22 protein-coding genes are annotated in these 19037 nt (G+C 62.0%); 7 read left to right on the top strand and 15 right to left on the bottom strand.

The genetic code is table 11. The annotated features are described in order from the left end of the window. Positions 1-19 precede the first annotated feature (19 nt). Positions 20-1000 (bottom strand): substrate-binding domain-containing protein, encoded by a 981-nt coding sequence (locus RlegSU303_RS10835; RefSeq protein ID WP_131645689.1) that lies wholly within the window; start codon positions 998-1000, stop codon positions 20-22. Between the two features lie 230 nt (positions 1001-1230). On the opposite strand from RlegSU303_RS10835, the gene RlegSU303_RS10840 reads away from it, so the two are divergent. Continuing rightward, on the top strand, positions 1231-4149 hold the full coding sequence (locus RlegSU303_RS10840) for a M16 family metallopeptidase (RefSeq protein ID WP_131720113.1): 2919 nt from the start codon (positions 1231-1233) through the stop codon (positions 4147-4149). A gap of 14 nt (positions 4150-4163) precedes the next feature. Here the strand turns inward: RlegSU303_RS10840 and RlegSU303_RS10845 are convergent, their stop codons facing one another. The 3 genes from RlegSU303_RS10845 to RlegSU303_RS10855 all read right to left on the bottom strand — a co-directional run bounded on the left by RlegSU303_RS10845 (position 4164) and on the right by RlegSU303_RS10855 (position 6559). Beyond that, a complete protein-coding gene (locus RlegSU303_RS10845; protein ID WP_017960462.1) occupies positions 4164-4844 on the bottom strand; it encodes a GNAT family N-acetyltransferase in 681 nt (226 codons plus the stop codon). After that, positions 4844-5332 carry a MarR family winged helix-turn-helix transcriptional regulator gene (locus RlegSU303_RS10850; RefSeq protein ID WP_094085967.1) on the bottom strand — a complete coding sequence of 163 codons (489 nt, stop codon included), beginning with the start codon at positions 5330-5332 and terminating at the stop codon, positions 4844-4846. The genes RlegSU303_RS10845 and RlegSU303_RS10850 overlap by 1 nt, the downstream gene beginning before the upstream one ends. A gap of 114 nt (positions 5333-5446) precedes the next feature. Next, positions 5447-6559: an MFS transporter gene (locus tag RlegSU303_RS10855; protein WP_181018217.1), complete on the bottom strand. Its 1113-nt coding sequence runs from the start codon at positions 6557-6559 to the stop codon at positions 5447-5449. Positions 6560-6905: 346 nt separating this feature from the next. Between RlegSU303_RS10855 and RlegSU303_RS10860 the strand changes: the two genes are divergently transcribed. Together RlegSU303_RS10860 and RlegSU303_RS10865 are read left to right on the top strand one after the other, a co-directional pair. After that, positions 6906-7817, top strand: a complete 912-nt coding sequence (locus RlegSU303_RS10860; RefSeq protein ID WP_151518626.1) for an agmatinase — start codon at positions 6906-6908, stop codon at positions 7815-7817. A 143-nt stretch (positions 7818-7960) separates the two neighbouring features. Beyond that, positions 7961-9469, top strand: a complete 1509-nt coding sequence (locus tag RlegSU303_RS10865; protein WP_151518625.1) for a winged helix-turn-helix domain-containing tetratricopeptide repeat protein — start codon at positions 7961-7963, stop codon at positions 9467-9469. Positions 9470-9487: 18 nt separating this feature from the next. Here RlegSU303_RS10865 and RlegSU303_RS10870 read toward each other — a convergent pair whose 3' ends face one another. The 10 genes from RlegSU303_RS10870 to RlegSU303_RS10915 all read right to left on the bottom strand — a co-directional run bounded on the left by RlegSU303_RS10870 (position 9488) and on the right by RlegSU303_RS10915 (position 16318). After that, positions 9488-10021 (bottom strand): YidB family protein, encoded by a 534-nt coding sequence (locus tag RlegSU303_RS10870; protein WP_094085966.1) that lies wholly within the window; start codon positions 10019-10021, stop codon positions 9488-9490. Between the two features lie 174 nt (positions 10022-10195). Further along, positions 10196-10537 carry a hypothetical protein gene (locus RlegSU303_RS10875; protein ID WP_017960468.1) on the bottom strand — a complete coding sequence of 114 codons (342 nt, stop codon included), beginning with the start codon at positions 10535-10537 and terminating at the stop codon, positions 10196-10198. 228 nt (positions 10538-10765) lie between these two features. Further along, positions 10766-11227 carry a DUF411 domain-containing protein gene (locus RlegSU303_RS10880; RefSeq protein WP_131645902.1) on the bottom strand — a complete coding sequence of 154 codons (462 nt, stop codon included), beginning with the start codon at positions 11225-11227 and terminating at the stop codon, positions 10766-10768. Between the two features lie 56 nt (positions 11228-11283). After that, positions 11284-11571 (bottom strand): copper-binding protein, encoded by a 288-nt coding sequence (locus RlegSU303_RS10885; RefSeq protein WP_131645901.1) that lies wholly within the window; start codon positions 11569-11571, stop codon positions 11284-11286. A 21-nt stretch (positions 11572-11592) separates the two neighbouring features. Then, positions 11593-12072, bottom strand: a complete 480-nt coding sequence (locus RlegSU303_RS10890; protein ID WP_131645900.1) for a cupredoxin domain-containing protein — start codon at positions 12070-12072, stop codon at positions 11593-11595. 32 nt (positions 12073-12104) lie between these two features. After that, positions 12105-13451 carry a multicopper oxidase family protein gene (locus tag RlegSU303_RS10895; protein ID WP_131645899.1) on the bottom strand — a complete coding sequence of 449 codons (1347 nt, stop codon included), beginning with the start codon at positions 13449-13451 and terminating at the stop codon, positions 12105-12107. A gap of 13 nt (positions 13452-13464) precedes the next feature. Next, complete coding sequence (locus RlegSU303_RS10900) at positions 13465-14931, bottom strand: TolC family protein (RefSeq protein WP_131645898.1); 1467 nt, start codon at positions 14929-14931, stop codon at positions 13465-13467. Beyond that, entirely contained in the window at positions 14928-15155 is a 228-nt protein-coding gene (locus tag RlegSU303_RS10905) for a hypothetical protein (RefSeq protein ID WP_131645897.1), read from the bottom strand. The genes RlegSU303_RS10900 and RlegSU303_RS10905 overlap by 4 nt, the downstream gene beginning before the upstream one ends. A gap of 93 nt (positions 15156-15248) precedes the next feature. After that, positions 15249-15662 (bottom strand): hypothetical protein, encoded by a 414-nt coding sequence (locus RlegSU303_RS10910; protein WP_181018216.1) that lies wholly within the window; start codon positions 15660-15662, stop codon positions 15249-15251. A gap of 152 nt (positions 15663-15814) precedes the next feature. Beyond that, positions 15815-16318, bottom strand: a complete 504-nt coding sequence (locus tag RlegSU303_RS10915; RefSeq protein WP_131645896.1) for a cytochrome b — start codon at positions 16316-16318, stop codon at positions 15815-15817. A 151-nt stretch (positions 16319-16469) separates the two neighbouring features. On the opposite strand from RlegSU303_RS10915, the gene RlegSU303_RS10920 reads away from it, so the two are divergent. The 4 genes from RlegSU303_RS10920 to RlegSU303_RS10935 all read left to right on the top strand — a co-directional run bounded on the left by RlegSU303_RS10920 (position 16470) and on the right by RlegSU303_RS10935 (position 18282). Further along, positions 16470-16799 carry a hypothetical protein gene (locus RlegSU303_RS10920; RefSeq protein ID WP_131645895.1) on the top strand — a complete coding sequence of 110 codons (330 nt, stop codon included), beginning with the start codon at positions 16470-16472 and terminating at the stop codon, positions 16797-16799. A 39-nt stretch (positions 16800-16838) separates the two neighbouring features. Then, a complete protein-coding gene (gene copM, locus RlegSU303_RS10925) occupies positions 16839-17270 on the top strand; it encodes a CopM family metallochaperone (RefSeq protein WP_027665814.1) in 432 nt (143 codons plus the stop codon). A gap of 11 nt (positions 17271-17281) precedes the next feature. Further along, positions 17282-17614, top strand: a complete 333-nt coding sequence (locus tag RlegSU303_RS10930; protein WP_151517366.1) for a four-helix bundle copper-binding protein — start codon at positions 17282-17284, stop codon at positions 17612-17614. Between the two features lie 113 nt (positions 17615-17727). Further along, positions 17728-18282, top strand: a complete 555-nt coding sequence (locus tag RlegSU303_RS10935; RefSeq protein WP_151517367.1) for a cytochrome c — start codon at positions 17728-17730, stop codon at positions 18280-18282. 73 nt (positions 18283-18355) lie between these two features. Here RlegSU303_RS10935 and RlegSU303_RS10940 read toward each other — a convergent pair whose 3' ends face one another. Continuing rightward, positions 18356-19036: a peroxiredoxin-like family protein gene (locus tag RlegSU303_RS10940; RefSeq protein WP_094085957.1), complete on the bottom strand. Its 681-nt coding sequence runs from the start codon at positions 19034-19036 to the stop codon at positions 18356-18358. Between the last annotated feature and the right edge of the window lies 1 nt (position 19037).

Genomic DNA, 19037 nt, shown 5'->3' on the forward strand with positions numbered 1-19037 from the left:
CCCTCTGGTTTCGCAAGCGTCAGATGGCGCGCACGGTGCCGCCGCGGCGAAGTGTATAGGCGACATCGAGATGGCGGGCAGGGGCAGCATTCTCCGCCATGTCGAGAAGCAGCGAGGCGGCCGTTGCCCCCATGCTGGCATCCGGCATTTCGATGGTCGTCAGCGGTGGATCGATCAGCCGGCCGATGGCAATGCCGTCGAAGCCGGCGACCGAAACATCCCCAGGCACGGAAAGCCCCTCGCGCTTCAGCGCGCCGATGACGCCGAGCGCCAGCAGATCGTTGGAGGCGATGATCGCCGTCGGCGCAAGCGAAGTCATCGCGACACCAAGATCGAGCTGGTCATAGCCGCTGACGAACGGGATCTGCACCGCATCGAGGGGTGTCAGCCCGTTCTCGGCCATAGCGTCGAGATAACCGCGGTAGCGAAGGTGGGCGCGGTCGGAGGCGGCAAAATTCCCAGAGAGAAACAGAATGCGGCGATGGCCCATGCCGATCAGGAATGTCGCGATCTCGCGGCCGGCGCCGCGATTGTCGGCAGTGACCGCCGCCGGAAACTGCGCCGTCGGCAGGTTGTTGAGCAGCACCGTCGGCGGGAGCTTCGCAAGCAGCGCCTTGCTGGTCGATGGATCGCAGACGGTGAGGATCAGCCCGGTCGGCCGGTCGTTCAAAAGTGCTGCGACGGCATCGGCCTCGCGCGCCGGATCGTAATTCGACTGGGCGATCAAGACGCCATGGCCGGCCACCAGCATGCGGTTCTGGATGCTCGACAGTGACGAGGCAAAGACCGGATTGGTGATGCTCGGGATCAGCACGCCGACCACGGGCCTGCGTCCGAGCCTGCCGGCGGACGAGCCAGCCGGGCGATAGCCGAGTTCGGCGGCCGCACGGCGCACCTTGCGCACCATCAGGTCGCTGGCCGGTCCGTTGCGGTTGAGAACCCTGCTCGCGGTCGCCAGCGAGCATCCTGCCCGGAACGCGACCTGCTCTAATGTCGCCATCGAAAACGCCTCCTGGTGACAGCATCGAGGCGCAATCGCTTAGGCGGGTTCGATGACAATGGTCTGACAGCCAGAGCATGATGCCGAAAAGTCTGAGCGGTTTTCAGACGACATCATGCTCTAACTCATTAATTGAGAACAGGATTCAGATTTTCGGCCAATCGGGCCTAAAATCATCCTGTTCTCAGGCAGAGTTATCTACTTCTTATTCATTACGAACATGGAAGTTGATGGGGAATGCAACCTGTGGAATAGTCAGGTTGACGCCATCTACCCCCTTCATTCTCATCACCTGGACAAGAATGTCTCAAAAAAAAATGGAATGCCCCACGGTGTGGTGGTTTCTCGCGACGGTCTCCCTCGTCGCAAACTTCACGTCGCCAGCCTATGCGGACAGCCCGTCCGTGCCCTGGCCACAAACGCAAAGCGACATCCAAGCCGACCCCCATGTGCGTTTCGGCATGCTCGCCAACGGCATGCGATTTGCGATCATGCGCAATGTCACTCCGCCCGGACAGGCAGCGATCCGCTTTCGCATTGGCTCCGGTTCGCTCGACGAAAACGACAACCAGCAGGGTCTGGCGCATGTTCTCGAGCACATGGCCTTCAAGGGTTCGACACATGTCGCCGAAGGGGAGATGATCCGTATCTTGCAGCGCAAGGGTTTGGCCTTCGGGCCGGACACCAACGCCCATACCTCTTACGACGAGACTGTCTATGCACTCGATCTGCCCGAGGTCGATGCGGACACGCTTTCGACGGGCCTGATGCTGATGCGAGAAACGGCGAGCGAGCTCACCCTCGACGCCGGTGCCTTCGATCGCGAACGCGGCGTCATCCTGTCGGAAGAGCGGTTGCGCGACACGCCGCAGTATCGCGCGGCTCTCGAAATTATGAATTCGCTGCTCGCCGGCAAGCGCGCGACCATGCGGGCGCCGATCGGTAAAGCCGACATCATCAGCAATGCGCCTGTGGCCCTCGTCCGTGATTATTACCGGGCCAATTACCGACCCGATCGGGCAACGCTGATGGTGGTGGGCGATATCGACCCCGCCGCCATGGAAACGGAAATCCGGCAGCGCTTCGGCGATTGGAAGGCCGTCGACCCGGCGCCGGCAAAACCGGATCTCGGCGCGCTGGTGACGAAAGGCGAAAGCGCCGAGCTCATCGTCGTTCCCGGCGGCATGACGAGCGTACAGGTCGCCTGGACACGTCTCTTTGACGCGACGCCTGACACCTTCGCCAAGCGCCGCGCTGAGCTTGTTGAAAATCTCGGTCTCATGGTGCTCAATCGCCGGGTGAGTACCATCGCCGGCAAGGCGGATGCCCCATTCATCAGTGCGGGCGTCGGCTCTCAGGATCTCCTCGATTCCGCTCATGTCGTCCTGATCGCGGCGAACTCCGAGCCGGACAAATGGCAGGCGGCGCTCACGGCCATCGATCAGGAACAGCGTCGTATCCAGGAGTTCGGCGCAACGCAGGCGGAGATCGATCGCGAAATCCTCGACTATCGCTCGGCCCTGCAGGCCGCTGCGGCCGGAGCCGCGACACGCATGACCACCGACGTCGCTTCCATGCTGGTGAGCAGCGTCGATGACGATCAAGTCTTCACCTCGCCTGCCGAAGACCTGTCGCTGTTCGAGACGATGACGAACGGCGTCACGGCGGTCGAAGTCAATCAGGCCCTGCAGCGTGCTTTCTCCGGCAACGGTCCGCAGGTCGTGCTACAGACGGCCCAATCACCTGAGGGCGGAGCTGACGCGGTTCGGCAAGTCTACGATGCGTCAAATGCCGTTGCCGTCTCGGTAGGATCCAGTGCAGCTGACGTCGCCTGGCCCTACGCCCATTTCGGCGCGCCGGGCGCTGTGGTCGAACGCCGCGCCGTCGACGATCTCGGCCTGACCTTGGTGCGCTTTTCCAACGGCGTGCGGCTGACCGTCAAGCCAACCAAGCTGCGTGCCAACGAAGTGCTGGTGCGTGAAGCTATCGGCGGCGGTCGGCTGGATCTGCCGCACGACCCTTCCGCCCCGATCTGGGCATCTCCGGCCGTCGTGCTGTCCGGCGTCAAGGCCATGGATTACCAGGATATCCAGAAAGCGCTGACGGCCAACATCGTCAGCATCGATTTCTCCGTAGGCGACAGCTCCTTCAGGTTCGATGGTCGTACAAGGACTGAAGATCTTGCGACGCAACTGCAGCTCATGACCGCATACACCTCCGATCCCGCCTATCGCCCCGAGGCGTTCAAACGTGTGCAGCAAGCCTATTTGAGCGGTCTCGATCAGTATGAGGCGACGCCCGGCGGCATTGTCAGCCGCGATTTCCCAGGTCTCGTGCATTCGGGCGACCCGCGCTGGACCTTCCCCGATCGCGCGCAGTTGTCGGCCGCTCATCCGGAGGATTTCGAGGCGCTGTTCCAACCTATGATCTCCAACGGCCCAATCGATATCACCATCGTCGGCGACGTGACGGTGGACGACGCGATCCGGCTGACAGCTGAAACCTTTGGCGCCTTGCCATCGCGCCCGGAGACGACGTCGAGCGACGATCGCAACGACGTGCGCTTTCCGGCGACGACCGAGAAGCCCGTTGTGGAGGCCCATAAGGGCAGGGCGGATAGCGCCGCCGCCGCGGTAGGGGTTCCGATTGGCGATTTGCTTTCCGACCTGCCGCGGTCCTTCACCGCCAATCTCGCCACCCAGATTTTCCAAAACAGGTTGATCGACAAGTTTCGTATCGCAGAGGGATCAAGCTATGTGATGGAGGGCGACGCTGACCTGTCAAGTGAAGTCCCTGGCTACGGTTACGCATATTTCTACGTCGAGACAGACCCGGCAAAGGTCGCGCGTTTCTACGCACTCGTCGACGACATCGCCAAGGATCTGCGGTCGCGTGATGTCTCCCCGGACGAACTCACACGCGCCCGGGAACCGATTATCGAGACGCTGAAGCATCAGCAGCAGGGTAACGAATATTGGATTGAATATCTGCGCGGCGCTCAGACGGATTCGCGTGGTTTAGACCGGATACGCGACAATCTCAGCGGCTATGACAAGGTCGCCGCGGCAGATATTCGCGCGTTTGCCACGACCTATTTCAGCCCGGAAAAATTCTGGAAATTCGAAGTGCTGCCGCCGGCGGTGCGATAGCTCGGGGGCTTTGCTCAGGAGCGACGTTTGACCACGCGCATATTCATCTCCGCGCGAAGCGCAAAGCCATGTGTCTTGTAGAGCGAAATGGCCGATGTGTTTGCGGCATAGGCGTGCAGATAGGCTGTGTCCCCGCTCGATGCGATCTCTCCGGCAACGAAGCGGAAGAGCAGGGTGCCGAGGCCGCGTCCCTGGAAATCGGGATGGGTGCAAAGCCCGCTGAGCTCGATGAAGCCTGTCTGCCGCATCCGTTGCCCGGCCATCGCCACCAGGCGGCCTTCGCTCTTGATCCCCCAGAAGCTGCCGAGGCTCTGGGCTCGCAACGTAAACGGCCCGGGCTTGGTCAGTGTCGCCAAATCAAGCATGTCGGCGGCATCGGCCTCGGTCAGCGGCTGGATGCGAGAATCGGAAATTCGCTCATGAGGCCGCTCGGCGATCATCTGGACCACCGATGCTTCCGTTGCGACGGCAAGACCCGATGGAATGGCGATCGGCCCGGATTCGACGAGAATCATGCTCTCCTCCTGCGAAGGCAGGTTCTCCAGGGCGTCGAGGCTCTCCGGCGTGTCGTCGGCGGACGCCGCGAAAGGAACGATGGAGGGTGGGTATCGCCGCGCGGACTTGCCGCCTTCGGCAAGATCGGCATGCGCGGTTTCCAGCGCGCTCCAGATCGGGCGGTCGAGGATATGCGGCATTATCTTTCCTCCTTGGCGGCGTTGCGGCGCGCAAGCGGCACCGCCGCAAGCCCGTCCTCGATGGCCGCGAGCTGTTCGAGGATCGGCCCGTCGAGATCGCCGCAGAGATCTGCAACGGCGGCGGCGATGCGCGGCCAGATCACCTTTTTCGAATGGTCGACGAGGTCCTGTCCCTTGTCGGTCAGCGAGACCAGTCTGCGACGCTGATCGTCCGGGGCCGGCTGCATGTCGACGTAACCAAGTTCGAGAAGCTGGCCGATGGTGCGGGTTGCGCCGGGCTGGGTGATGCCCACCGCCTGCGCGAGCTCGCCGATCGTCAGCGGCCCAGACCGGTCGATCGCTGCAAGGAATGGATATTGGCCGGCTTGAATGCCAAGGCCTGCTTCGTCGATGACCTGCTGGGTATCGGCCTGCAGCCTTTCTCCGATGCGCCGCAGCCGGCTGCCCATGCACAGAAACCCGAGCGTCCGGACCACATCCTCGACCATGCCAATCTCCATTTGTATGGGAAGTTATATAACATGTTATACATTAAATGGCAATTCTTCTGCGCAAAGGGCCAGCAGGGCAAGTCGGGGCAGGGCGGCACGAGCGTGCCTCGATCAGCCCGGCCATCTCCTGGCCATCAGCAACACCGCCAGCACACAGCTGAGCAGGCCAAGGGACAATGGCAGACCCTGATGTCCGATCTGTTGCATCGCCAGTCCGGTGGCGGGCGAGCCGACGATGCCGCCGATGCCCCATACCAAGGCGAAGGCGGCGTTTCCGGCGATCAGGGCCTGGCCGGTGAAACGCTCGCCGAGCTGGATCAGCGACAGGGTGTAGATCCCGAACGAGACCCCGCCCCAGACGAAGACGAGCGGCCAGATAAGCCACGAATTGAAGGCCGACGGCAGCAGCAGGCAGCTGGCGAGGCAAGCGAGGACACAGAAGAGCATCATCCGCGTCGAGCCGAACCGTTCGGCCAAGCGCCCGAGCAAAATCTGCAGCACGGCATTGCCGGCGATGAAACAGGTAATGAGTGATGCGATGCGCCCTTCGGCGCTGCCGAGTGCTGCGCCATAGACCGCGAACAGAGAGAGCAGAATCTGCTCGAAGGCGGCGGCTGTGAAAACCGCAAACAACAGCAGCGGTGCCAGAGCGAAGAAGCGACCCACCGTTGTTGCCTTGCCTTCACCAGGCATATCGGGCAGGTGTGGGACGACCGCAAGCACGATCAGGCCGCAGAGGAGGAAGGCCGTAATGCCGATCACGAAGGGCGGCCAACCCGCAGTGCCGGTGAGCCAGAGCGACAGCGGGCCGATGGCGAAGCCGCCCGAAACGATCGATGAATAGAGACCCATGATCCGGCCTCGGCGCGGCGCCGGCGTGATCGAGATCAGCCAGGTTTCGCTGATCACGTAAAGCGGATTGGCGAAGACGCCGAGCAGGAAGCGCAGCGGCATCCAGGCCCAGACGTCCTGCGCCCAGGCAATCGTCATTAGGGTGAGCGCGGCCAGGATCGAACACAGGATCGCCAACCGCGCCCCACCCACGCGCCGAGAAAGCGCCGGAATGATGGGCGCCGATAGAATGAAACCGAGCGGCGTCATAGCCGCCGACAATCCGATCAGGCCTGATGGCGTCCCCTGCCGCTCCAGGATGAAGCTGAGCAGCGGATAGGTCAGCCCCTGCGCCACGGCAAATACCGTGACGGTCGCGATGATGCCCGCCATCGCGGCCCATGGGATCCGATCATCTCGCGGCGATGTCGTGCCGTGCAAGTGCCGATCCGACACGTCCGACGGCTCCACAGACGTTCCCGCCCGCGCCGCGTGATGCGGCGCCAATGCAGGGGTGGAAGTATCGTTCATGGCAACCTCCATGGGGTTTGAAGGTGCGGGAACCTTCAAGCTCAAAAGAGGATGAATTCTGCGGGATACGGCGAGCGCCGTAATTAAGCGCGTCCAAAAAGTTCTCAAAAACTTCCAAAGGGACTAAACAGGTCTGCATAGAATTTTGCCCCGACCAAAAGTCCTCACCACAGCAACTTCCGCCGGACATCATCAGGACCATCAGGAAATGACAGCCTCGCCTTCCTTTCTTGGCCTTCCAAATCGCCTCGCCGATGGCCGTTTGCCCCGTGCGGTGATCTTCGCGGCCGGTCACGGCAGCACCTATCCCGGCAAGGACAGCAGCGGCTATGTCCTGGCCGCCGATGCCATCCGCGCTGTGAGCCAGGACGATGCCGCGCTCGTAGAGCACTGGGACTTCGATCTCGGCGGACCGTTGTTCGATGGCAAACCGGTGTGCTGCATCGACGCCGGTGACGTCGAAACCACCATGCATGACAATGCCGGCAACCGCGCCTGGATCGAGGTGAAGACGCGCGAGATCCTGTCAGTGCCCGCCGTGCCGATCCTGCTCGGCGGCGACTGTTCTGTGACCATTCCTTTCCTCGCCGGCTTTGCCGATCACGAACCGGTCTGGATCCTGCAGATCGACGCCCATATCGACTGGCGTGACGAGGTGCATGGCGAGCGCTTCGGCTATTCGAGCCCGATGCGTCGGGCGAGCGAAATGCGGCATGTCGCCGGCATGGTGCAGGTCGGCCTCCGTAGTGTCGGCAGCGCACGCCTCGCCGACATCGAAGCGGCGCGGGGTTACGGCAGCCGCTTCGTCACTGCCCGCGAAATTCATGCTGAGGGCGCCGAAGCCGCTCTCCGGCATATTCCGCAAGGAGCGCGGGTCGTCGTCACGCTCGACTGCGACAGCCTCGATCCCAGCATCATGCCGGGTGTGGCGGCGCGGACGCCCGGCGGCCTCGCCTATACCGAGGTAATCGACCTGATCGCCGGCCTTGGCAGGCGGGCCAGGATCGCAGGATTCGATCTTGTCGAGCTCTATCCTCCCGCCGACATCGACCGCCTGTCGGCGCTGACCGCCGCGCGCCTTCTCGTCAATGTAGTCGGCGCCATCGCCCGGCAGGTTTGAGATCCGGCTCGCGGCATGGTAGCCGGACAAGGTTTCATCGACGAGCGAGAGGGTGTTCTGATGGGGCTAGAGCCTTGAACTGGACCGAATTGTCCCCTGCTGAACAGTTCCAACGAAGGCTGAAAGTCTCTAGGATGCGCTCGATGCAGGGATCGCGCTTTGCCTTTGGTCCGTTTGTGCTTGATCCGGTGGCTGGAACCCTCCTTCGGAACGATGATCCCGTTGCCATTGGCCACCGGGGTGTCAAGCTGCTTTCAGCGCTCGTCGAACGACCCGGAGAAATCCTGGGGAAGGGCGAGTTGATGGATGCGGCCTGGCCGGGCTTGGCCGTCGAGGAAGGCAACCTCACCGTCCAGATCGCGCAGCTGCGCAAGCTGCTCGGTCCGGCCGCCGACGGCGGTGAATGGATCTCCACGGTGCCGCGCGTCGGCTACCGCTTCACTGGCGCCATCGATCAGCGCGCCGGCGTCAAGCGAAAGCCTCTGCCGCTGCCCGATAAACCATCGATAGCAGTGCTGCCCTTTGTCAATATCAGCAATGATCCGGAGCAGGAATCCTTCGCCGATGGCCTGACCGAAGACCTGATCACCGACCTGTCCAGGATGCCGGGCCTGTTCATCATCGCCCGCAGCTCGGCCTTCGCCTACAAGGGAAGGGCGATGGATGTACGCGCAATCGCCGAGGAGCTCGGCGTGCGCTACCTGCTGCAAGGGACCGCACGCCGGGCAGCAGGGCAGGTGCGCATCAACGCCCAGCTGATCGACGCGGTGAGTGGCGATCATCTATGGGCGGAACGCTTCGACCGCAGCCTGGACGATATCTTTGCCGTTCAGGACGAGGTGACGGCCAAGATAGTGGAAGCGCTGCTTGGCCGGCTGCGCGCACCGCCGCCGCGCAACCGGCCCAAAAATCTCGAAGCCTACGATCTCTGCGTGCGGGCGCGCAAGCTGATGGACGACGCACCGCAGACGGCGCGGGAAGCACATCTGATGCTGACGCGCGCGATTTCGCTCGACCCCGACTATGCCGAGCCCTATCGTTGGCTCGCCATAAACCACTGGATGGGAGAGGTGCATTCCGGCGGACCGACGGAGCCTACGCGTAAGACTGCTCTGAAACTGGCGCGCAAGGCGGTGGCGATCGATCCCAACGATGCCGGCTGCCGCTGGATCCTCGCCTACCTGCTTGCCTACGAGCGCAGTTTCGCCGAGGCCGATGCGGAATTCGCCAAGGCGATCGAGCTCGACCCGAACGAGGCCGACACCTTTGCGGCCCTATCCGACATCACGGTGCTCGCCGGGCGGGTCGGGGAGGGGCTTGAGCATATCGCCAAGGCCTTCCGGCTGAACCCATTCCCGGCAAGCTGGTACTATCTGGCGCTCGGCCAGGCGCAATATGCCGCCGGCCAATACGAAGCCGCCGTCGAGACGCTGCGCCGGGACGAGACCTATCGTACAAGCTCACGCCGCTTCCTGGCGGCAAGCCTTGCCCAACTCGGCCGGCTTGAAGAGGCTCGTGCCGAGGTCGAATTGTTCCTCGTCGCCAACCCGCATTTTTCGACCCGCCACTGGGCGGCGGCCGAACCGTTCCGTGACGCTCGGACGCTTGCACATTTCATCGACGGCTACCGCAAGTCCGGTCTCCCCGAGTGATGCGCTGGTGCGATGAAATTAGAAGGTGCCGGGTCGTCCGCTGGTGGTCGATTGACTTGCAGAGGACAAGAAGCTCTCTTCGGCGGTGGGTACTTTTCCCTCGGGTGTCAGGTCGTCCACCGCTTTGGGAAGATCGCGCTTTAGGCGTCCCAGAATCTCTTCATGCGAAAGGCCGGTACTGGCCGCGATCTCGTTGAGGACGTCCGGTCCCAGTGCTTCCGCGAGCTGGCCGTCATCGATGTCCGCATTCGGACCGGGCTTTACCCAGGACTCCGCCTTGTCACCGTGACCATTTTGCTGAAACGTCTTCAGCAGATCGCCGAGACCGCCGCTGACGATGCCGCCGGACGTCAGCCCGCCGAGAAGGCCGCCGAGACCACCCGAACCCGTCAGTCCGCCAAGAAGGCCGCCTAGGCCCCCGGGTTGCTGGTTGCCCGCGCCGGCCTGCTGAGGGTTCTGAATGCCCCGGAGGACCTCTCCGATCTTGTCTCTGTTTTGGTAGCCGGCAACGGCAAGGACGGCGAGAAGCGCCTTCAATTGACCGCTCATCATGATGAATCCTCCTATGGTGCTCAAAGGGTGCACGCGACCCAAAGCAGAGCGCTGCATGGGCAGCAATGTCCAGGGTGGCCAAAGGTTCCGCCGGTTTGAAAACAAGGCCTCCCCGCCGCATTCCCTCGACGATCTCGAAGGCCCGGCCGTCCACCTCATTTGCTCACGCCGCGGTCAGATTTCCGGGCAGCCTCGCCGGTTTGCGAAGGTCATTCGTTCCGGTCCACGGCGCGTCATCCCCTGCACAACAATACTGCGGGGAGACATGCGTACGATCTGCGCCCTGCGAAGTCCTTCGCTGCGTGCGATATCGAGAGCATCATCCGGGTCGCATCCGCGCGGTCGGCGCCGATCATATCCGTCATATCGGTCACGATCGCGATTGCGGTCGTAAACGCCGACGCCACCGGGGCCGAGCCGCAGCTCCAAGTCTTGCGCTGCTGCGATCGTCGGCGAGATCGTCAAGCCGCTTATCGCAGCCAGGCCGACCAGTACGAACTGAAGAGATTTCCGCATGAGTTCCTCCCATGGTCCTATGCTTATCGTAGTGACAACATCGCCATGCGAGATTTGTTCCTTGAGGTAAGCGGACTCGGTGCGGACGCCGAACTTGTAGCTCGTCTCACGGAAGCTCTTCGCATGAATCCAATTCGATAACCGATCGATCAGTCCCAGTCTGGCGCAGGGCGGTCCCGCTCCGGTTTTCCGGTCGGCCGCCCGGCTCTGGCCAGATCGATCGCAACGTCAGCCCTTTCGGGGACGGACCTCCTTGAACACGTAGGGCGCTTCGGTCCCTGACGGGATCGCATACACGTCATAGGACGCCTGCGGGTCGTCGCCCATTCCCAACGAGCCGGACGGCATGCCCGGCACGGCCAGCCCTCGGACCGGCGGCCGCTCCTGCAAAAGGCGCTCGACGGCCTCGAGCGGCACGTGTCCCTCGATGTAGTATTCCTCGACGACGGCGGTGTGGCATCCCTGCAGGTGAGCCGGCACGCCCAACTGCGCCTTGATCGCTGAAAGGTCGTCGGTGTCGCGAGCGTCGAGGGAAAATCCTGCTGCCGCCATCGCCTGCGACCATTCATGACAGCAGCCGCAGTTTGGATCCTTGTAGACCGTCATCTTCGCCGGCGTGGCGGCACGTGTCCCTCCGCCAAGGAACGCCAGGGCGGATGCCGCCATTGTAATAAAGCTTCTCCTGTGCATCGTCTCCACTCCTTGATGTCCTGCCGCCCGGATCGAGACCGGGCGGCAGGAGCCCACTATTTTACTTCGGTGACGGTCAGCTTGCCATTCACGCGTTCGGCGACGAACTCGATCTGCGAACCTTCCTTCAGCCTTTCGAGCAGAGCCGGGTCTTCGACCCGGAAAACCATCGTCATCGCAGGCATGTCGAGGCTCTTCAGGTCCTCATGTTTGATGGTGACCTTGTTCGCTTTGGCATCGACCTTGTTGACAACACCCTTGGTGAATTCTTGGGCGAACGCACCGAAGGCCACGCTGGCAGAGAGCAGGGCGGCCACGCTGATTTTGATCATGGCAGTTTTCATGTTCGTAGCTCCTTTTTGCGATTACTTCCCAGCGACGGTGACGTCGCCGTGCATGCCGGCTTCATAGTGACCGGGGATCAGGCAGGCGAACTTGAACTCGCCGTCGGTGGTGAATTTCCAGACAATCTCGCCGGATTGACCCGCCGGAAGGCGGATGGAATTGGGGTCGGCATGTTCCATCTCCGGAAACTTCTCCATGACCTTCTTGTGCTCCATAATCTTGTCTTCCTGATCGAGCACGAATTCGTGGTCGATCGTTCCGGCATTCTTGATCGCGATCTTGACCGTCTGCCCCTTGCGAACGTTGAAGGCTGCGGGAGTAAACAGCATCTTTCCGTCGTCGGTTTCCTTCATCGTGACGCGGATGGTCTGTGTCGCCTTGGCCTTGTCGCCGGGTTCTCCGATAGCCATCTTCTCGCCGTGGCCACCGGCATGATTGCCGGAGGCAAGTGCTGGCGACGCGAGTGCTGCGAGGGCCAATGCCATGAGATAATTCTTCATCCCTAATTCCTTTTCGATGTTGAGATCGGACCTCAGCCGTTTGTCGGCTTCGGCGTGATTTGCGTTTTTGCGTCTTTGGCCTTGGTCGCGTCCGGAAGGTCTCCGGTCCACTCGAAGGCCTGCGTTCCGGGCGGGTTTTCGTACCAGCCAGGATCTGAGTAATCGTCCGCCGAGATCCCCTCGCGGACCTTTACGACCGAGAACATGCCGCCCATTTCGATCGGACCATGCGGCCCCCAGCCGGTCATCATCGGAACGGTGTTCTCGGGGATGGGCATTTCCATTTCGCCCATGTCGGCCATGCCTTTGGTGCCCATGGGCATGTATTCCGGCTGCAGCTTCCTGATCTTTTCGGCGACTTTCGATTTGTCCACACCGATGAAGGTTGGAATGTCGTGACCCATGGCGTTCATCGTGTGGTGCGATTTGTGGCAATGGATCGCCCAGTCGCCGAGATGCTTGGCGTCGAACTCGTAGGCACGCATCGCGCCGACGGGGATGTCGATGCTCACCTCCGGCCACCGCGCTTCCGGCCGCACCCAGCCGCCGTCGGTACAGGTCACCTCGAAATCGTAGCCATGCATGTGGATCGGATGGTTGGTCATTGTCAGGTTGCCGACGCGGACGCGCACCCTGTCGTTCTTCGACACGACGAGAGGACTGATGTCCGGGAACACGCGGCTGTTCCAGCACCACATGTTGAAGTCGGTCATCTCCATGATCCGCGGCACGTAGGAGCCGGGGTCGATGTCGTAGGCGTTGAGCAGGAAGACGAAGTCTCGGTCGACGCGCATGAACTTGGGATCTTTCGGATGGATCACGAAGAAACCCATCATGCCCATGGCCATCTGCACCATCTCGTCGGAATGCGGGTGGTACATGAAGGTGCCGGATTTCACGAGGTCGAACTCGTAGACGTAGGTCTTGCCGACCGGAATATGCGGCTGCGTCAGGCCGCCGACGCCGTCCATGCCCGACGGCAGGATCATGCCGTGCCAGTGGATCGTCGTGTGCTCCGGCAGCTTGTTGGTGACGAAGATGCGGACGCGATCGCCCTCGACAGCCTCGATCGTCGGTCCCGGTGACTGTCCGTTGTAGCCCCACAGATAGGCGGTCATGCCGTCCGCCATCTCGCGCTCAACTGGTTCGGCGACCAGATGGAACTCCTTAACGCCATTGTTCATCCTGTGCGGCAGGGTCCAGCCGTTGAGGGTGACCACGGGCTGATAGTCCGGACCTGAGGCAGGGTGAAGCGGCGGCTGCATGTCCGCCGATTCCATTTTCGGTGCGTCGGGCAGGCCCATCGCCGACGTCTTCGTCCAAGCGGCTGTGCTGAGCAGAGCGGCGCTGGCTCCAAAAAGTTGTCGTCTGTTGAACATGGTGTGTCCTTTCTCAATGACCGCCGCCAGCGCTGCTTTCGGAAGCAGCGGCGACCTCGGTCTCTGCCGACGCCTTCGTCGTGCCGCCGCCGTAGATCGCAGGCGCCAGATCGGCTTCGGCCAGCCAGAAATCTCGCTTCGCGTTGACGGAGAGCAGGATGGAGTTGATCTTGTCGCGGGTGTCTGTCAGCAGCTCGAAGGTGTTCGAGATCATGCCGTTGTAGGTCAGCAGGGATTCCTCCTCGACCTTGGTGCGCAGCGGCACGACGCTGTTGCGGTAGTGCCGCGCGATATCGTAGTTCGAGCGGTAAGCCTCGTAGGCTGAGCGTGCTTCCGAGCGAACGTTGACGGCTTTCTCCGCCAAGAGGTTCGCCGCCCGCATATAGGCCAGCTCGGACTTGCGCATCCGGGCCTTGCCGGTGTCGAAGATCGGAATGGCGAACTCAAGCTCGACTTGTGCGGTGGTTCTCTTTTTCTTCTCGTCGTCCTCGATTTCGCGTTCCGTTTCGAAACCGGTCAGGATTTCGAGGTCGGTCACATAGCGTGTCGCCTCGGTGAGGCCGTAGGACTTGGCCGTGGCCTCAAGGTCGAGCTTCGCGATCTGCAGATCGATGCGGTTCCTGAGAGCCTCGGCCTCGATGGTATCACGCCTGACGACGGACTTGGGGAGCGGCGGCAGGCTGTTCGGGACCTGATAGTCCAGATCGGAGCCCCAGAGGCCCATCAGTCGCGTCAGTTCCTCCTTGGCAAGACGGGCGGACAGGCGGGCCTTCGCCGTTTCTCCGGCGAGTTCGGCGACGAAGACATGCTCACGGGCTTGAGCGCCCTTGGTCATAGCGCCAGTCTCGCCAAGCTTCTCCGCGAGTTCCGAGGCTGCGTCGGCGGTCGCCTGGGCACGCTGGAGCTGCCCGACGGTCTCCCATGACGCCACCGCGCCGATCCAGGCGCGCCGGGTGTCGGCGGCGACCTGAAGTGTCTTCACCGCCGCGGTCAATTGCGCCTGCCGGAAGCGGGTGTCGGCGATCGCCATGTCCCTGTTCTTCGTGGCGAGCGCCAGGATGTTCGTCGCAATCATTCCTTCGATGGTCTTGAACGCCTCCAGGCCCGGCGCGCCCATGCCGGCAGTGCCGATGGAGACGGTCGGGTTGAGGAACATCGTCGACTGCCAGGCGTCGGCGGCGCTATCGCCGAGATCGGCATAGGCGGCCTGCAGGCCCTTGTTGTTGAGCAGCGCGATCTGGACGGCCGTCTCGGCATCGAGGGTCTTTGTTCGAGAGAGCAGGCTTGTGACTTGTGCGGTGGCCGATCGAGCCTGGTTCTGGTTCTGGATCCAGACGGTCTCTTTCGCCGTGACGGTGGCGGTCTTGTTGGCAACGGAGGTGAAGCCCGCCTCTTTGCGGGAATACTCGGCGCCTGTAACGCAGCCGCTCAAGGCGAGCGGAAATGCCAGCGCCAAGATCAGTTTTCTGGTGCAGATCATGAGTCGTCTCCATTCATGGGAGACTGCAGATCGTTCTGTCTGCGCCAGGGCTTGGGATCGACCGGCTGCCGGACGACGTAGCCTGCGATCGGCGACCTGTATGCCGCCGGAGGTGCGGACGGCTGGTCGACCGCGGTGGGCAACGCCACCACGTCGGGAGGAAGTGTGGATGCGCAGCCGCCGACGATAAGCGGCAGCCCCACCACGAAAAGCGAGGGTTTCATTATGAAATTTCCGAATAGGAGATAGCCTACAAGGCGCTCGCCCGGAAGCAGGCAAGCGTCCGACTAGACCCGATCAAACGGGTAGGTCTCTATTCAGATATTCGGGGGACGGTGGAGGGGCGGCAGCTCGCCAAGGGTCGTCCGGTCGTCGATGAACTGCCGGATCGAGGTTAAGACGGGTCGGCCGACATCCTGGCCTTCACACATGATGCCGAGCCCGCCACAGAAATCCTTGCAGCATTCTGGCTTGACAGGCTTCGATACGCCATCTGCGTCATCACTGACGTCGCCCCGGGAATGGTCATGGACAGCCATCTTCGTCATGTCATGGCCATCATGATGCTGCATTGCATCCGCCTCGGACAGTATCGCTGCCGCCTCGGGGAAGGAGGAGCCATGCATGGCGGCGCTGGCGTTCGACAGCGAGTACCCCGCCAGTGATACGATGATCACCAGCCGCATCATCACGAGCAACCTGCTCATTGCGATTCGGTACATCTTGCCCATGCTCCTCGAACTACATGAAAAGCAGCTCGATTTCAATTGCGACTCATCTGTCGTCGATGTTCGCGTCCTTTATGTGGCACGGAACCGCTTACCGTTCAGATCCTGGATTCTCAGCCAAGACCGGCCGCTACGTCGTGCTGATGTTCGCGACGTTACAGATCCTCGGCTGACCGCTTCCGGCGCGGGAACACCATCCGGTCGACCATCTCGTCACGGGCGACGACCGTGTGCCAAATCGCCGCCGCGAGATGCAGCGTCACCATCGCCAGGATTATCCTCGATCCGACGACGTGGTACGGCGCAATCCCGAACCAGAAGTAGCTAGCGACGACGCCCATGCAGGCCTGCCCAATAATCGCGGCGTAGAAGGCGTGGTGAAGCGCCGCGGCTGCTCGCTCACTCCATGAGCTGGGTGCGCTGGTTTCGGAGGGCTGAAGAAGACGAAGAACCAGCCGCAGGCCCATCAGCAGGCCGATCGCCATTCCCGCGTAGTTGTGGAGATGGTGCTGGACGACGTCCCAATACGCCGGAGTCATGCCCATGTGGACGGCGTGGTGGGTTCTCTCGATGCTGCCGCCCGTCAGATACTGGACCGGCACCAGGAGGGCGATCAGCCAGTGAAGTCCTATCTGGGCTAGCGAATAGCCAGGTTTCATCGAATTGTTCCGAGTGAGAGTCTCAGACTAGCCGGCGACGGTTAATGCTTCCTCATCGGCCGTTGTCAAAACGCAAGGCCGCCACAGATCACTGGTACTGTGGAACATTGCGGCTGCCGCACAGTTCGGCGCCGGAAGGGAACCCAGCCGAATGAGACTTGGAAGCATCTTCCGCTACGCTCGGCTTTTGGTCGTCGCTCTCCTGGTGGCGGCGAATCCTTTCGGCATGGCCGCGGCGCCGAGCACCCTTCAAAGCCAGCACTGTGCCGTCGTGGGGGAGCGTGATCACCATGTGGGGCATGCCTACGCCATGCAGGCCGGGTGCTGTTCGGCGATGCACTGCTGTCCGATCCTTGCGGAAGTTGCCAAGGTCGCGGCTCCGCGCTTCGAACCGGGGAGGCATGAACGGACGGAGCCCGTCGACAGGCCGCTCCTGCTGATCCGTTCGATCGATCCGCCGCCCCGATTTCAGGCGGGCTGAAACGGACCAAAACAATTAACCAGATTTTGGAGATCGAACATGAAGACGTTCACCAAGCTTGCCTTGTGCACGGCAGTCGCTGCCGGCTTTGCAATCCTGCCGTCGGCGGTTTCCGCCCAGTCGACGATGGCCTATCCGGAAAAATGCAAGTCCGAAGACATGGACATGTCGAAGGCGGACATGCCTTCGGACGGCATGCCGATGGGCGACATGACGGACTACCAGAAGGCGTCGATGGACGGCATGAAGGGCATGCACATGAACATGATGCAGGGGATGATGAAGAAGGACGCCGACGTCTCCTTCGTCTGCGGCATGATTGCCCACCACATGGGCGCGATCAGCATGTCGGAGGTCGAACTCAAGTACGGCGACAATGAAGAGGCCAAGCAGATGGCACAGAAGGTCATCGAAGCCCAGAAAAAGGAGATCGAAGAGATGTCCAAGTGGGTGGACAAGGAAGTCAAATAGGAGATTGCGCCATGCACCACATGTCGACTGAAATGAAAGCCTGCATCGACAATTGCCTCGCCTGCTACAGCGAATGCCTGTCGATGGCCATGGGACATTGCCTGGAACTGGGCGGGGAGCACACCAAGCCTCCGCACTTCAAGCTGATGATGGCATGCGCGGAGACTTGCCGGACCTCAGCGCACTTCATGCTGATCGGCTCGGAGCACCACAAGCACGTCTGCCGGGAATGCGCGGAAATCTGCGGCCAGTGCGCCGAAGACTGCGAGCGGGTGGGCGATATGCAAAGCTGCGTCGACGCCTGCCGTCGTTGCGCCGATAGCTGCCGCAAGATGGCGGCGTGATCGGGGAGGGGCGGTCTCCGTCCGCCCTCTTCCTGCCCATATGAGAACGGATATCCGGTGAAGCGACGGATATCCGGAGCACGTGGCATGGCCCGGTTGGGAACGCAGCGTCTATGAAACAGACCGCTAACATGAAGAAGGTTGGACTGCTCTCCATCGTGGGAGCAATCCTGATGGCGGGGGTTCCGTCGCCAGCCGCGGAGGACCTCGTCTCCCGTCGACAGGCGGACATGAAGGCCATGGCCGCCGCGGCGAAGACGATCTCCGGCATGTTCAAGGATCCGGCGGCTTACAAGGCCAGCGAGTTCAAATGGGCTGCCGACACCATCCGTGACAAGTCCGGGAGCGTTCTCTCCGCACATTTCGCGTCCGAGGCCGACGGTCGGCAATCGAAGGCCGGGCCGAACATCCTTAAGGAGCGCGACCGGTTCGACCGCATCGCCAACGATCTGCGCGACTACGCCGTCGCGCTGGAGGCCGCCGCGCAGAACAGCCCAGGACAGATGTCCGCCAGCATGCGCATGAAGCCTGGGGAAGCCATGGGTGGCGGCCCGCTTGGCACTCACGTCCGCAACGAGCAGGAACTGCTGGCAATGCCGGCGGAACACGCGTTCCACCTCATGCTTGAGACCTGTACGACCTGCCACGCCAAGTTCAGGATGGAATAAGGGCGATCACGCGGGACCGCGAATTACTCGCCTTGTTCAGGCGTCCGACCTTTCAAGTACGGCCTCATTCGCTTCAAACAGCCATGTTCGACGCTGCCGACATCACTTCCCGAGGGGCCGGACCGCCGAACATATGGCGGCCATCCTCCTCGACTTCCGTGAAACACCAGCGCACGACGCCATCCCGATCGAGCAGGAATTCGCCGACGAGCTGGCCGTGGCCGGTGGCCATCATCTGCTTGTCATCCTCGGTGATTTCATAGCCGTCCGCCTTGTCGAGGAATTCCGACGCCGCCATCGGGTCCATGGGCGCCGGAAGCTCGCCCGGCATGTCGATGCGCATCGACATCACCGTGTTCATGCTGACTTTGCGCGGCCACTCATTCTCATCTTCGGTGAACTGCAGATTCGGCAGGCCAAAGGCCCTGTGCGATACCCGTTCCGGGTCCGAGGCCGCCAACAGATTGGGAAGCGGATGGTAGCGGAAATAGAGGCGGGCGCGGTCGATCGGCGTGTTGACGACGGTCAGGCTGTCGATGCCCTTCTCCTGCAATGCGCCGGTGAGTTCGGCCATGGCGGCGATCTGCCGGCGACAGAAGGGGCAATGCAATCCGCGGAACAACCCGACGAGCACCGGCTTCTGGCCGCGAAAATCGTCGATGGCGACCTTGCCCTGGCGAGTGATCGCATCCAGCACCACGTTCGGCGCGCGATCTCCGGGCTGCAATGGTCTTGCGGCGTGGTTCTCCTGCATG

The sequence above is a fragment of the Rhizobium sp. SU303 genome (assembly GCF_021052345.1).
GTDB classification, from domain to species: Bacteria; Pseudomonadota; Alphaproteobacteria; order Rhizobiales; family Rhizobiaceae; genus Rhizobium; species Rhizobium laguerreae.

Excerpts from the sequence above, each read along its gene's own strand:
- RlegSU303_RS10835 (WP_131645689.1), bottom strand. The coding sequence starts at position 1,000 with ATGGCGACATTAGAGCAGGTCGCGTTCCGGGCAGGATGCTCGCTGGCG.
- RlegSU303_RS10840 (WP_131720113.1), top strand. The coding sequence starts at position 1,231 with ATGGGGAATGCAACCTGTGGAATAGTCAGGTTGACGCCATCTACCCCC.
- RlegSU303_RS10845 (WP_017960462.1), bottom strand. The coding sequence starts at position 4,844 with ATGCCGCATATCCTCGACCGCCCGATCTGGAGCGCGCTGGAAACCGCG.
- RlegSU303_RS10850 (WP_094085967.1), bottom strand. The coding sequence starts at position 5,332 with ATGGTCGAGGATGTGGTCCGGACGCTCGGGTTTCTGTGCATGGGCAGC.
- RlegSU303_RS10855 (WP_181018217.1), bottom strand. The coding sequence starts at position 6,559 with ATGGCGGGCATCATCGCGACCGTCACGGTATTTGCCGTGGCGCAGGGG.
- RlegSU303_RS10860 (WP_151518626.1), top strand. The coding sequence starts at position 6,906 with ATGACAGCCTCGCCTTCCTTTCTTGGCCTTCCAAATCGCCTCGCCGAT.
- RlegSU303_RS10865 (WP_151518625.1), top strand. The coding sequence starts at position 7,961 with ATGCAGGGATCGCGCTTTGCCTTTGGTCCGTTTGTGCTTGATCCGGTG.
- RlegSU303_RS10870 (WP_094085966.1), bottom strand. The coding sequence starts at position 10,021 with ATGATGAGCGGTCAATTGAAGGCGCTTCTCGCCGTCCTTGCCGTTGCC.
- RlegSU303_RS10875 (WP_017960468.1), bottom strand. The coding sequence starts at position 10,537 with ATGCGGAAATCTCTTCAGTTCGTACTGGTCGGCCTGGCTGCGATAAGC.
- RlegSU303_RS10880 (WP_131645902.1), bottom strand. The coding sequence starts at position 11,227 with ATGCACAGGAGAAGCTTTATTACAATGGCGGCATCCGCCCTGGCGTTC.
- RlegSU303_RS10885 (WP_131645901.1), bottom strand. The coding sequence starts at position 11,571 with ATGAAAACTGCCATGATCAAAATCAGCGTGGCCGCCCTGCTCTCTGCC.
- RlegSU303_RS10890 (WP_131645900.1), bottom strand. The coding sequence starts at position 12,072 with ATGAAGAATTATCTCATGGCATTGGCCCTCGCAGCACTCGCGTCGCCA.
- RlegSU303_RS10895 (WP_131645899.1), bottom strand. The coding sequence starts at position 13,451 with ATGTTCAACAGACGACAACTTTTTGGAGCCAGCGCCGCTCTGCTCAGC.
- RlegSU303_RS10900 (WP_131645898.1), bottom strand. The coding sequence starts at position 14,931 with ATGATCTGCACCAGAAAACTGATCTTGGCGCTGGCATTTCCGCTCGCC.
- RlegSU303_RS10905 (WP_131645897.1), bottom strand. The coding sequence starts at position 15,155 with ATGAAACCCTCGCTTTTCGTGGTGGGGCTGCCGCTTATCGTCGGCGGC.
- RlegSU303_RS10910 (WP_181018216.1), bottom strand. The coding sequence starts at position 15,662 with ATGGGCAAGATGTACCGAATCGCAATGAGCAGGTTGCTCGTGATGATG.
- RlegSU303_RS10915 (WP_131645896.1), bottom strand. The coding sequence starts at position 16,318 with ATGAAACCTGGCTATTCGCTAGCCCAGATAGGACTTCACTGGCTGATC.
- RlegSU303_RS10920 (WP_131645895.1), top strand. The coding sequence starts at position 16,470 with ATGAGACTTGGAAGCATCTTCCGCTACGCTCGGCTTTTGGTCGTCGCT.
- copM (WP_027665814.1), top strand. The coding sequence starts at position 16,839 with ATGAAGACGTTCACCAAGCTTGCCTTGTGCACGGCAGTCGCTGCCGGC.
- RlegSU303_RS10930 (WP_151517366.1), top strand. The coding sequence starts at position 17,282 with ATGCACCACATGTCGACTGAAATGAAAGCCTGCATCGACAATTGCCTC.
- RlegSU303_RS10935 (WP_151517367.1), top strand. The coding sequence starts at position 17,728 with ATGAAACAGACCGCTAACATGAAGAAGGTTGGACTGCTCTCCATCGTG.
- RlegSU303_RS10940 (WP_094085957.1), bottom strand. The coding sequence starts at position 19,036 with ATGCAGGAGAACCACGCCGCAAGACCATTGCAGCCCGGAGATCGCGCG.